Source organism: Labilibaculum manganireducens, assembly GCF_002843385.1.
Lineage (GTDB): Bacteria > Bacteroidota > Bacteroidia > Bacteroidales > Marinifilaceae > Labilibaculum > Labilibaculum manganireducens.
Map to the genome: position 1 here is coordinate 40,723 of NZ_MVDE01000023.1, position 14,221 is coordinate 54,943.

A 14,221-nucleotide genomic window follows, 5' to 3' on the forward strand; every position below is an offset into this window, starting at 1 on the left:
TTAGGGAATTTCATTTTATTTCGGTGCAAAATTATACGAATTTTAAAGAACAGGAACAGTATTTGTTGATTTTTTATGTGATAATGCTCTTTTAAGATTCATGAAAAGCTAAAAAGAGGATGTCCAAAAAGTTCAATCTTATTGTCATTCTGAGCCTGTCGAAGAATCTTTATCTTTGAAAAACAGATGTTTCGACTCCGCTCAACATGACGTTTTCAAGTGAAATTTTACTTTTTGGACATCCTCTTTGAAAGTTTCTTGCTATTTAATGAATTCCGAAAGTAATTTTCGAACCGAAGCGACAGATTCAACTTTGTATTTTGCTGCTGTGTTTTTAAGTCCAACCTTTATGGTATGAGTCGATTCCGGAAGTTCTCGGAACATGTATTCATCAGTCCAATCATCTCCTATGGCCATCACAAAATCAAAATTCTGGTTTTTAAGAAATTGCATAGCTGCAATCCCCTTGTTTATTCCACCGCTCTTCACTTCAATTACTTTATTGCCTTCTAATATTTCTAGGTTGTGATTGGCGATCATTGTGGTTAACTCGTCCCGAAGCTCATTCGCTCTAAGTTCTCCTTGTTCCGGTTCTGCCTTTCTGAAATGCCAAACCAGCGAATAGTTTTTTTCCTCGATAAAAGATCCGGGTGTTTGGTCAACAAAAGTTTCTAAAGTAGGACGAATATTTGGTTTCCAGATATCCGAAGCATTGCTTAGCATTTTCCACTCTTTTTGATTTTTTCTAAGCCAAACACCATGTTCAACAATCAAATTGATTTTGTGTCCGTCGAACCATTTCTCAAGACTATCCCGATCCCGGCCACTTATAATTGTAATTACATTACGAGGATCTTCTTCCAGTTTGAAAAGAATTTTATGAAGCTCTTCATCCGGTTTTGCATCATTTGGGTTCGATCTGAAGCCGGTTAGCGTTCCGTCGTAATCAAGGAATATGGCTCTTTTTTCTGAAGAATGGTATTTCGAGCTAAGGTTTTCCATGATTTTACTATTAATTTTCTTCGCATAGAATGAGTTTTGGATTTTTTCAACTTTTGCTAAAGATTTTACAAACTCACTGGACCATTTGAAAACATCATATCGTTTTATCCTGTCCTGAAGAAAGATCATTCGTTCCCGCTGCTCATCAAGCGGCATAATTAAGGCCTGATTAATTGCACTTGCAATTTCGTTAATATTGTTGGGATTAATAATCAGAGCTTCACCCATTTCTTTGGCAACACCTGCCATTTCACTTAAAATGATAACACCTGTTCTATTTGTTCTTGATGCTACATATTCTTTCGCAACCAGATTCATTCCATCGCGCACAGGCGTTACCAGAGCAACATCACATGAACTGTATAACTCAATCAGGTTTTCGAAGGGCAGCGAACGGTAAAAATACCAAACCGGCGTGTAATTAATACTCCCGAATTTACCATTTACAGTTCCAACCAATTCATCCACCTCTCTCTTAAGGTTGATATAGTGTTCTACGGTTCCACGGGATGGTACCGCAAGCATTATCAGTGTTACTTTGCCTATAAATTCAGGATAATCTTCTAAGAATTTTGAGAAAGCCCGTAAGCGGTTTGGAATTCCCTTCGAGTAATCCATGCGGTCGATCGAGAGAATTAGCTTTCGTTCAGGCGAAACCAGAAAATATTTTTCCAGCTCACGATGAAGCTTCGATTTTTCCTGAAGTGGTTTTTGAAATGTTTGAGTTGCAGCATCTCTAAATTTATCGTAGTCAATTCCCATTGGAAATGAGTCAACAAGTATAATCCGGTCTTCGATGTGAATTTGGTTGAATGAAATCTCGTAACCCATTAAACGACGCACCGAACTGCAAAAATGTCTTTGATAATCGAAAGTATGAAAGCCTATCAGATCAGCACCCAGAATACCTTGTATCAATTCTTTTCGCCATGGCAAAATTCGAAAGACTTCAAAAGAAGGAAAGGGGATGTGGAGAAAAAAGCCAATGGTAACACCAGGCTTTTTTGATTTTATCATTTCAGGAACCAGTAATAATTGATAGTCGTGAATCCAAATGGTGTCACCTTCCTCTATAGTTTCCAGTGCTTTATCAGCAAATTTTTGATTCACGCTTACAAAAGCGTCCCATAATTCATGATCGTAATCAATATATTGCGCGAAATAGTGAAACAGCGGCCAAATAGTCCGGTTACTAAAACCATCATAGTACAAGTCTATTTCCTGTTTCGACAAATGAACAGACACACAATCTTCTTTAATTAATTCTTCTTCAATTCCTGCAGTTAATTGATCGTCAAGATCATCGCTGGGTAATCCCGGCCAGCCAATCCATTTTCCATTGTATTCTTTGTAAACCGACCTCATACCTGTTGCAAGCCCGCCAACACTCGGAATTAATTCGATGTTGTCATTTTCTACGTTAATACTAAAAGGGAGTCTGTTGGAGACAATGTGAATTCGATTCATAAAAAGGAAATTTAAATTTTGGTTTAAAAACAGTCTAAAGTCATGGAAAATCTTTATTTTCCGTGGAGTTTTTATGGTTAAGCTCTAAAATAGCATTTTTTTATGAAGAATTTAAATTACGGGGTAATAGGAAATTGTAGAAGTGCGGCACTGGTTTCGGAAAAGGGGTCGTTGGATTGGGTGTGTTTGCCACAATTTGATTCATCTTCTGCATTTGCTAAGTTGTTGGATAAGAGTAAAGGTGGTAGTTTTGAAATTTTACCTGAGAGTGCAACAAATATAACACAGGAGTACCGAAAAAATACGAATATTTTAAAAACAAGATTTGAGTGTATCGATGGAGTTTTTGAAGTTTTGGATTTTATGCCCAGATATGTAACAGAGAAAAATGATTACTACATGCCTCCTGATGTAGTTCGTTTTTTTCGATTGGTTTATGGAAAACCAAAGTTTCGGATTAAATACAATCCTCAACTCGATTATGCCCGAAATACAACTAAAAATAAATTGTCCAGTGAGAAATTTATAAAATCGTATACTACATCAGGTAATTATGACTCGTTGTATTTGTATTCCAGTTTTAATGGTTCTGATATATTGAATCAGGAAGTCATTGAATTGGAAAAAGATGAATTTTGCGAGGTTAGTTACAATCAGAAGTTACTGGAACAAACACTTGACCGCATTTATTTAAAATTGCAGCGGACAAAAACATATTGGCTGAATTGGAGCGAAAAAACCAAAGTGCTGCCGAAATACAATGAAGAATCCAATCGGAGTGCACTGGTGTTAAAATTGTTGAGTTATCAGAAAAGCGGGGCTGTTCTGGCAGCATTAACAACTTCTTTACCCGAAACAATTGGGGAAGTTAGAAATTGGGATTATCGCTTTTGCTGGATTCGCGATGGCTCTATGGTTGTAAAGATTCTCACCCAATTGGGACATTATAATGTGGCGAAACGATACCTGAATTTTATTATGAATATTATTCCTGAGAAGAATGAGAAAATTCAGATCATGTATGGTATTAATGGTGAGAAAAAGCTTTCGGAATACGAGTTGGAACACCTTGCAGGTTATGAAGGTTCCAAACCCGTAAGGGTTGGGAATGCTGCCTACAAGCAAAAGCAGAATGATATTTATGGAATTTTGGTCGATCTGATTCATCAGCATTTCGAAATGTTTGAAAATTCTCTCGACCATAGTGAGGAATTATGGACCATTGTGAGAAGCATTGTGAAGGTTGTAGAGGAGAATTGGAAAAAGCCGGATCGGGGAATTTGGGAAATTCGTGGTAAAAGTCTTCATTTTACTTTTAGTAAAGTGATGTGCTGGGTGGCTTTCGACCGGGCAGTTAAAATCGCAACCCTTTTAAAGCGCGATTATTATGTAGGAAAGTGGACTGTGCTTCGACATTCGGTGAAAGAAGATATCATGAAAAAGGCATGGAGTGAAAAGAAACAGGCGTTCACCCAATTCTATGGCTCTGAGGATATGGATGCATCTGTATTGTTAATGGAGAGTTATGGTTTTATCAATGCCGCAGATGAGAAGTATAAATCGACAGTACTAACCATTCAAAACGAATTGGAACATGACGGTTTAATGTATCGTTATAAAAACAAGGACGATTTTGGGACGCCAAAGTCTGCCTTCACAATTTGTTCTTTCTGGTTGATAAACAGTTTGTATAAAATTGGCAGGAAAAAGGAGGCGAAAGAGAAATTTGATAAGTTATTAACCTATTCAAATCATTTGGGTTTGTTTGCTGAGGATATCGATTTTGTATCAAAACGAATGCTAGGTAATTTTCCACAGGCTTATTCGCATTTGGCGATAATCGAAACAGCATTAAATTTTTCAGATTCTACTTTCGATGATGAGGATAGTTTGTTGGATCAGTTGAGTAGTTAAGAAAATTTTAAATGATTGTTTGAACAGCACCATATTGACATCGGTTATTTGGTGCTGTTTTTATTTTCTGATTTAGCCTTTCAGTAAACTGATTACCTCTTTTAAGGTCTTGTTTTCGTTTTCGAGTAACTCGATTCTTTTTTTAAGGCCATCTACTTCTGCATCTATCTGAGATAGTTCCATGCCTTTTTCTACCGCCTTTTGTGATTGATTCTCTCTCTCCAGTCTATTCGCAATTTCCTGAAAAATATTTAATTCAAGAGCCTGACAGATACTCCATAGTCTGTTTACCTGAAGTGTTGATCTGTCCAGTTGTTGGTGAAGTGAAATAGGGCGGATATTAATTTTCCGTGCTAACCAGCTTACCGTTAGGTTTCGTTTCGATAAGTTTTGTCGAATCATTCGGTGAATGCTAAAGGGGATTTTTTCTGATTTTGGGTTCATGCGTATGCGGCGGGTTTAAAAATTAATATTCTTCCTGATTCAGTTTTACAGAAATTGTAAACCTGAGAGCAAATATGCTTCCTACAAGTATAAAGTTAAACCTTATAGATAGTAAAATCAATAGTTTAGTCATTAAAATACATCTTTTAAGATGTAAAAAACGTAATAATTTAAGTAAGAAAGATAATATGAGATGTAAATTACTTATCAGATTAGGTAAAAAAGATAATAAAAGATGTAAAAAACGATTTACAGTAAGTAAAATACCTGATTTATGATGTAAAACTCATCATATAAATAGTAAAATATATATCAGGAGATGTAAAGTACGTCATAGGGAGATCGTGTCCAGCTAAGAAGCTTTGTTGGTGACTGAGGAGAAAAAAGAGCTTGCCGAATTACGACAAGCTCTCACTAAAATACCTGTTTGATCTTCTTATTTCACCAATAGTTTTCCCTTGTATATTTTTTCACCCGAAAGGTTGATGATATGCACACCGGGTTTCAATTGTTCCCGGTTTATAATTACGTTGTCTCCTGTAATGTTTTCAATAATCCGAACTACACGGCCACTTGCATCCACAACCACCAACCGGTATTTCTGATTGGTTTTGTTAGGGAAGACTACATTACTTTTGTTTACCAGTGGGTTAGGATATATCATTAGCTTTTCAACTTCTTCGCCCAGTTCATTAATTGCTGTAGCTATCTCAACGGTTATATAATTTTCTTTGGTATTGGTATTTGATGTACCATTTGTGCCGATTACTTTTAACGTTACGTCATAAATCCCTGCTTCACTATATGATACAGTAGGATTCTGCATCGTATTATCGTCAGCAGTACCACCTGCAAAATTCCATTCCCACGATGCAATTTCGCCTGTTGATAAATCAGTAAAGCTAATATTATCTGCTGTTGTTGTGGTAGTTGAGTTTGCGGTGAAATCAGCCTTCAATGGAGGTGCAATATTTTCTTCATATCCAACTAGTGCTTTAATGGCTAATGCTGAATTGGCAGCATAGATATTTCCATCCGAGAAACTTTTCCATTCACCTTCATAGGTAAGGTAGGCTGAATTGTCCCAAGTAATATCTCCATCTAAAGGAAGGTGATAAACTGCAAATGTATCAACTGGATTTTCATAAAAGACTTCGTAGCCAACAAAAAAGCTGGAGTTGACTTCAATAGGAGAGTCAAGAATAATTTCATTAAACTGTTGAGCCTGCAATTCGGAAAAAGCGATTTCTTTTGAATAAATTTCAGTTTCCGGTAAGCTTTCACCATTCCATATTTTTAAAGCTATTTTAGGATCTGAAGATTTCTGTTCTATTATAACTGGATTTAACTGAATACTCCGAACAACGTTTAAGTTTGGATTAACCATCTCAAATTTCTCAGCAAATTGAGACATATTATAACTGTTGTGTCCTGCTGTATATCCCCAAGATGTTGCTCCATTGAAAGAGTAAATTGAAAGTTTGGATTCATCTGTGTCTGTAACATTATAAAGTAACTGATCTCCGAAATCATCAGCATCCAGAACGGTAATATAAGCTGTTTTTGTTTCTGTGTCATTAAATGATTCACCGCCGACAGTCAATTTGACATTATAAGTACCAACAGTACTGTAGGTAACAACAGGATTTTGCTCTGTTGAGCTTTCAGGTGCTCCTCCCGGAAAACTCCAATTCCAGGAAGTTGGGGTGCCTGCAGATTGATCAGTAAAAGTAACTTCGGTTCCTACATTAACATTTGTGGAACTGGCTGTAAATGCAGCCTTAACCGATTTTACAACTATTGCAGATACAATTTCTTGTATGTTTTCACCGACGCTGTTCTTTGCTTTTAAGGATACTTTGAAAGTACCGGCAGTATTGTATGCGATATCGCGGGGGTGTTCCTCTACAGAAGTATTGGGCGTTGCACCTTCGAAAGTCCATTCCCATGAAGTAATTCCATCACCAATGGTACGATTCATGAAATTAATGGCATCATCTTTATAAATTGTGTCCTGAGTCATTCCAATAAGTGCAACTGGCGCAGCAGAGCTAAAATCATCATCAGCTGTAAATACCCCATTGCCATGAGTTGCAACAGCAAAGAATCCATCTCTACGAGCTTTTATCATTGAAACAACGCTGGTTCCGATTTGGTTAATTGCTTGCTGTGTCCAGATAGTAGAGCTTCCCTCAAGTTTTGTTGTACTGTACAAACCGGTACTGGTACCCGCATAATAAGTAGTATCTGTAGGCGAAACCATAAATGCAACCGATCTTACAGACGGACCATTGTTAGTTCCGTTTATTTCTTCCAGATTTCCACTAACAGGAGTCCAGCTGGTTCCACCATCAGTCGTATTAAATATACTTTCAATTCCGTAATTGGAAAATCCGACCAATACTTCATTCGCATTTAAAGGGTTTGCATCAATAGAAATTACATTTCCAGCTGGCATATTTGTTCCTGTAATGTCGGTCTTCTTTGCCCATTTCGAGTGCGAATTTTCAATTTTATAAACTTTTCCTGTTGATGTTCCATAATACAGAATGTGAGCAGGGAAGGTTGAGGATTCCATTGCCGATACAGTTCCGCTTGCTTTTGAAATTTCCAGTTTTTCCCAATTTTTCGTGGCTTCATTGGGTTGTAGTTTTGGAATCTCAAATACATTGGAATTTCTCCAGATGTATTGTCCTGCAGCATAGTATAAAATTTCACTGTTGTTGGCATCCTCAATAAATGGATTGATAAACAATTGTCCGGTTGCACCCTCTGGATCAACACGGGTCCAGTAGTAACTTGCCTCATCTGTTACGTTATCTTCAAGGTAGGTGGTGCCGCTTTGCGATGAGGTGAGCAGGCTGTTGCCCAAATTAAAAATACTGCAGTAACTGCCGTCGCCAGACCCCCAGGCTAACCAATCTTGATCTGAATCGGAAGTTTCAGCAAGCCAGGTACCGTTGTCCTGAAATCCGGAAAGTAATACTTTGTTTGTTCTTATATCGTTATCAACAGCAACTGTATAAGCTTGTGTTGTTAAGTAGCCATTGTTCAGAAATTCCCAATCAACAGGCATGCTTTTGTCTCCTTCCGATGCTGGTTCAGAAAATGTATCGTCTGTTTGTTTATAGTTGTTCGTAATGCTTATTCCACCATCGTGTCCACATAGTAATGTTGCATTATCATTCTTAAATACTAATGCATGTACATCCGGATGATGATTTGGATATTGAGTAACGTTGTTTTCTGTTGCATAGCCTCCAATCCAGTAGGTTTTTGATTTATCAGTCGATTTCCCAACACTTAAAGGACTTGCTTTTGTGGCAAAAGCATCATCGGAACGAAGCAGATTAGTGCCGCCGATAAAAACCATATTTTCATTATCCGGAGCAACTTTTATTACCATATTGTAAGAACCCTGCGAGTTGTAACCATTTACATCCGTGTCTCCGTCGCCGCCTTCCGGCAGATTTTGTGACCGGTCTACCCATGTTGCCGGAGTTGTTGCGGAAGAATTATAAGTCAATTTCCAAAAACTGTGATTTTGAAAACCTGCTCCTGTTGTTTCACCTAAAATATAAACAATATCATTGGTCGTATTACTTGTTGCATGTGCAAGTACCACTCTGTTATAATCTGCAGGAAATCCACTTGGAGTAATGTCTTCCCAATCATTTAAATTTCCCGTTGAGGATCTGTAGATTCCTTTTGTTGTACCATCGGCACTTAAAGAAGCGTACTTAATCCCGCCGGGAGTACAGATAATATCTTCATAATAGGAATCAGATTCGATAACATCAGTCCAGCTGGTTCCGCCATCCGTTGAGCGCTTAATTCCATCAGCAGTTGCAACGTATACATCGCTGTTGTTCGGGTCAACGCATATGTTCCAGGCATAATCGAAAGGGTCATATATTTCAGATGTATTGGAAGTAGTAGATGTTAAAGATGTCCAGTTGTCGCCGTTATCGGTAGATTTAAACAGTCCGTTTCCCCGGTAAGGAGCACCACCTTCCGATGCTGAATTACCTATTAGTTCTCCGGTTGTATAATACCAGATTGCAGTGTTGTTTGGATCTTGTGCAATAGAAGTTACACTAGGGTGGTCTTCAAGCTTTGTTGTACGGGTCCAACTAACACCGTTATCGGCTGATTTCCACATTCCGCCGGTTATTCCTCCAGCAAGAATTATATTTTCATTTGCTATGTCAACAGCCAGAGCCCTGGTTCGTCCACCAACATTTCGAGGTCCGCTGTTGGTATAGCTTAATCCTCCTGTTTTTAACCTGCTCTGTAAACCTGAGGCTGAGGAAAGGACATATGCCTTTTCCAGTTCTTTAATGTTTAATGGGATCTGTCCCGTAAGAGGGTTTTTTAATATATTTCTTTCGTACAAGGCTCTGGCAATAGGATCATCCGCACGTTTTGGTTTTCCTGCTTCTTTATCAGCAATTTTAGCAAGCTTTCTTTTGTTTAGTGTTCTATTGGTTAATTCGTTGTACGTTTTTTCTGTAATTACGATATTTTTCACTCCTAACACAGAGTGTTTTTGTACTGTTAGTTTTCTATTTTGCGAAAGTATCGGAAAAGAGATTGTTATTGCGAGTAATATGGTGAAAATTGATTTCATCTGTTTATAATTTTTATTTTATGGTCAGATGGAACTTCCCATATAATGATCTCCCTTTGTGCAGAAAGCTTTATACATGGACGTTTCATATGTTTTGACTATTATAATGCAGAATACCTGCAAATTAAGTTTCCTTATTAAATTAGAGATATTTCCTGGCATTAATCATTTTAGGGCAGTTCTCCTGTATTCCAGGAACCAATATGATAAGGACTGCATTGAAATTAATTTTATTGTTTTATTTCTGATTGATAATCTACCAGTTTGTAAAGGGGCGTGTTGTGCACTCCTTCGATGCAGGATATTAAACAAGAAATGCTTTTTGCAGATTTCAAATTCATAAATTGTTGTTCTGTAATTTTTATTTGAATGCTTTGTTCCTTTTCGAAAGTCGAAGTAAAGCCTGCACCATAAGCTTTTATGGAAATCACTTTTCCGTTTAGCAGGAATTTATTGTTCTCTGATAAAAATTTAAAGTCACTTATTACAAGAGAACAAGTACCAGGGGCAATTTGTTTTTCCAAATGAATTGGTTTTTCTTTTTGATTAGAACCGGAGGTTTTCTCCGCTTGGCTGATTTTATTCGGGGGAGCACACGCTAATGTTAATCCCAGAATGGCAATAAGGGGTAAAAAATGTTTCATATAAGTTGTGATTTTGTTAGTTGTCACAAGTTATGAAAAATGTATTAGTTTTTACGTTGCACTTAAGCAAAAAAAAATACCCCCTTAAAAAGGAGGTATTCTATATTTAAGTTATTGATATTATTTGTGTTCCATGATCCATTTTTTTGCATTTACAAATGCTTCAATCCATGGTGACACTTCGTCATCAATACGGTTTTCATTGTAATGAGCCCAGTTCCAAGGGTAAGTTGCTCTTTCCAGGTGAGGCATCATTGCTAAATGGCGGCCATCATTTGATGATATTGCAGCCGTTGCAAATGGCGAGCCGTTTGGATTGGCAGGATACTTATCAATGTTGTATCTCATAGGAATCTGATACTTGTCTTGTCCGTATGGTAAATCAAATTTACCTTCCCCGTGAGCAACCCAAATACCTAATTTACTTCCGGCTAAAGACGAAAGCATAATTGAGTTATTTTCCGGTATTGATACACTTACAAATCCTGATTCGAATTTGTGTGATTCGTTATGAAGAAGTTTTGGATGTTTTTCATGATCAGGATAAATTAATCCCAGTTCAGAAATTAACTGACATCCATTACAAACTCCAAGACTTAAAGTATCTTTTCGGGCATAGAAATTATCAAGAGCTTTTTTAGCTTTTTCATTGTAAAGGAAAGCTCCGGCCCATCCTTTTGCAGAACCCAATACATCTGAGTTAGAGAAACCTCCAACAAAAACAATCATGTTGACATCGGAAAGATCTTCACGTCCGGCAATCAGGTCAGTCATATGAACATCCTTAACATCCATTCCTGCCAAATGCATCATCCAGGCCATCTCACGATCTCCGTTTACACCTTTCTCACGAATAATAGCAGCTTTAACACCTGATTTTTCTTTTCTTTTTGGATCAATTCCGAATTGTTTAAATTTCCCTGTGAAGTTCTCATCGAATTTGAATTCCAGTTCATTCTCTTTATAAGATTTGAATCTTTCCAAAGCCAATTCTTTGCCTGATTGACTTCTATCCAAAAGATAAGAAGTTTTGAACCAAAGATCACGTAAGGAGGCGATATCAAGATCAATAACCTGATCTTCTTTTGATATTTGCATCTTTCCTGCCTCGCCAAGAGTTCCAATTACATGGAATTTAATTCCTTTAACGGCCAGATCCTTTGAAATAGTTTCAAGATCTTTCACCTGGAAAATAACACCTGGGTTTTCGCTAAATAAGACTTTAACCAAATCGCTTTCGTCAATCGATGAAAGATCAATATCAGCACCAAGTCTGTTGTCTGCAAAACACATCTCCAACAATGCTGTAATCATACCACCAGCAGAAATATCATGACCGGCAAGTACTTTGCCTTCCAATATTAATTGCTGAAGAGTTTCAAATGCTTTTGCAAAATATTTTGAATCCTTAACATCAGGAGTCTGTGTTCCTAATTTATTTACAATCTGAGCAAAACTGCTTCCTCCCAATTGGAAATCATCTTTCGAGAAATCCATATATATTAAATGAGAATCAGCTTCGTTTTTCAGAACCGGAGAAATCATTTTATTGATGTCTGTTATTTCGCCAACAGTGGAAATGATAACTGTTCCAGGAGAATAAACAACATCGTCTTTTCCATATTTTTGGGTCATGGAAAGTGAATCTTTTCCTGTTGGGATATTGATTCCCAATTCAATGGCAAAATCGCTAATTGACTGCACAGCCTGATACAAACGGGCATCTTCACCGGCATTTTTACAAGGCCACATCCAGTTTGCAGATAATGAAACACCTTTAAGTCCCTGCTCAATTGGAGCCCAAACCATGTTGGTTAATGATTCGGCAATAGATAGGCGACTGCCATTTTCGGAATTTACCAAAGCGGCAATTGGTGTATGACCAATAGAGGTTGCAATTCCTTTTTCACCTTGGAAATCAATTGCTACAGCACCTAGATTATTCAAAGGCAATTGAAGAGGTCCGGCACATTGCTGCATAGCAACTTTACCGGTTACCGATCTGTCAACTTTGTTGGTCAACCAATCTTTACAGGCAACAGCTTCCAATTGAAGAACATTTTCGATGTATTCTTCTATTTTATTAGTATCGTATTCAACAGCTTCAAATTTTTCGTCTAAAGTTGAATCTGTCAAGACTGTTTTTGGCGGTTTTCCAAACATTTCAGAAAGACCAAGATCAATTGGGTTCTGTCCTGTTTTTTTATCCTCAAAAGTGAATCTCATATCACCGGTTGTTTCACCAACCTGGTAAATAGGAGCTCTTTCTCTATCTGCAATTCGGGTTAAAAGGGCAACATCTTTTTCTTTAATAACCAATCCCATTCTTTCCTGAGACTCGTTACCTACAATTTCTTTAGCTGAAAGGGTAGGATCACCAACAGGAAGAGCATTCAAATCAATTTTACCACCGGTTTCTTCAACCAATTCCGATAAGCAATTTAAGTGTCCGCCTGCTCCATGATCATGAATAGAAACAATAGGATTCTCATCTATTTCAGCCATTGCTCTAATCGCATTGCAAACTCTTTTTTGCATTTCAGGATTAGAACGTTGAACTGCATTTAACTCAATAGAGTTTGTGAATTCACCGGTTGCAACAGAGGAAACAGCTCCACCGCCCATTCCAATTCTGTAGTTGTCACCACCTAAAAGAATTACTTTATCGCCTTTTTCAGGAATATCTTTTTGAGCTTGTTCCAATCTGCCGTATCCAATTCCTCCGGCCTGCATAATAACTTTATCGTAACCGTATTTTTTATTGTTTTCGAAGTGTTCGAAAGTAAGAACAGAACCACAAATAAGAGGCTGACCAAATTTATTTCCGAAATCACTGGCTCCGTTCGATGCCTTAATTAAAATTTCTTCAGGAGTTTGGTACAACCATTTTCTGGCATCAGTAGCATTTTCCCAAGAGCGTGAAGCTTCCAGTCTAGGATAGGAAGTCATATAAACAGCAGTTCCGGCCATAGGAACTGAAGCTTTTCCTCCTGCAATTCTATCTCTGATTTCACCTCCTGTACCAGTTGCTGCACCATTAAATGGTTCAACAGTGGTTGGGAAATTATGTGTTTCCGCTTTAAGCGAAATTACAGTGTTAATGTCTTTGGTTTGAAAGAAATCTGCTTTATCATGAGTAACAGGAGCAAACTGTTCCATTTTAGGTCCTTCTAAAAAGGCACAATTGTCTTTGTAGGCAGATACAATTCTGTTGTGATTTAATTGGGAAGTTTTTTTAATTAATTGGAAAAGTGAAGATTCTTTTTCCTCACCATCAATAACAAACACTCCGTTAAAAATTTTGTGACGACAGTGCTCCGAATTAACCTGAGAGAAACCAAACACTTCTGAATCAGTTAATTTTCTGCCTATTTTTTCTGAAACTCCATTTAAATAATCAACCTCTTCGCTGCTGAGAGCCAAACCTTCTTTTTGGTTGTATGCAGTAATGTTTTCAATATTTATAATTGGTTCCGGTTGCTTTTCAATGGTGTAGATGTCTTGACCAATTTTTTTATAAGAAGCTTGCAGCATAGGATCGTATGCTGCTTTTTCGTTTTCCGCTTTATGAAATTCTTCAATGCGCAAAATTCCTGAAATTCCCATGTTTTGGGTGATTTCAACAGCATTAGTACTCCAAGGAGTAATCATTTCCTTTCTTGGGCCAATAAAAAATCCCTCTATCTCATCTTCTTGAATTTTTTCGGCATCTCCGAATAGCCAGGAAAGCTTTTCAAAATCCAATACATTCAATTGGTTAGTTGTCTGAACAACAAAGTGTACTTCGTCTTTTTTGAAGAATAGTATCATCTTAGAGTCTGCTTATGAAATTTATAATAATGGTTGAAACCTGTTTCAAAATGCAAATATAGGTAAAAGACTTTACACAATGTAACAAAAGGATCCTCTAAGCTTGTAGAATTGCTCTTTGCCCTTGAATGCAAAAAAAGTATGAAATGAGAATTGTGTCAAGCAACAGTTGTGGACGTGGTTTTTTGTACGGGTTAACTAAAAAAATCATGAAATATATTTGTGTCCGGATATGTTGAGGAATAGTAAAATATATTTCTGTTTTATCGGAAAAGAGATTTTCTTTGATCTCGCAAATGCAGGAAGTGTT

The 14,221-nt window shown here is 37.3% G+C and carries 6 protein-coding genes; 1 reads left to right on the forward strand and 5 read right to left on the reverse strand.

The window, feature by feature from the left end; translation table 11 throughout:
• Positions 1-261: 261 nt before the first annotated feature.
• The gene (locus tag BZG01_RS14515) at positions 262-2,469 is read right to left on the reverse strand and encodes a bifunctional alpha,alpha-trehalose-phosphate synthase (UDP-forming)/trehalose-phosphatase (protein ID WP_101310566.1); all 2,208 of its coding nucleotides are present in this window, start codon (positions 2,467-2,469) and stop codon (positions 262-264) included.
• 102 nt (positions 2,470-2,571) lie between these two features.
• Between BZG01_RS14515 and BZG01_RS14520 the strand changes: the two genes are divergently transcribed.
• Positions 2,572-4,383, forward strand: a complete 1,812-nt coding sequence (locus BZG01_RS14520) for a glycoside hydrolase family 15 protein (RefSeq protein ID WP_101310567.1) — start codon at positions 2,572-2,574, stop codon at positions 4,381-4,383.
• Between the two features lie 72 nt (positions 4,384-4,455).
• Here BZG01_RS14520 and BZG01_RS14525 read toward each other — a convergent pair whose 3' ends face one another.
• The 4 genes from BZG01_RS14525 to purL all read right to left on the reverse strand — a co-directional run bounded on the left by BZG01_RS14525 (position 4,456) and on the right by purL (position 13,911).
• On the reverse strand, positions 4,456-4,827 hold the full coding sequence (locus BZG01_RS14525; protein ID WP_101310568.1) for a hypothetical protein: 372 nt from the start codon (positions 4,825-4,827) through the stop codon (positions 4,456-4,458).
• Positions 4,828-5,263: 436 nt separating this feature from the next.
• A complete protein-coding gene (locus tag BZG01_RS14535; RefSeq protein WP_101310570.1) occupies positions 5,264-9,457 on the reverse strand; it encodes a PKD domain-containing protein in 4,194 nt (1,397 codons plus the stop codon).
• A gap of 230 nt (positions 9,458-9,687) precedes the next feature.
• On the reverse strand, positions 9,688-10,101 hold the full coding sequence (locus BZG01_RS14540) for a hypothetical protein (RefSeq protein WP_101310571.1): 414 nt from the start codon (positions 10,099-10,101) through the stop codon (positions 9,688-9,690).
• A gap of 120 nt (positions 10,102-10,221) precedes the next feature.
• Complete coding sequence (gene purL / locus BZG01_RS14545) at positions 10,222-13,911, reverse strand: phosphoribosylformylglycinamidine synthase (RefSeq protein ID WP_101310572.1); 3,690 nt, start codon at positions 13,909-13,911, stop codon at positions 10,222-10,224.
• Between the last annotated feature and the right edge of the window lie 310 nt (positions 13,912-14,221).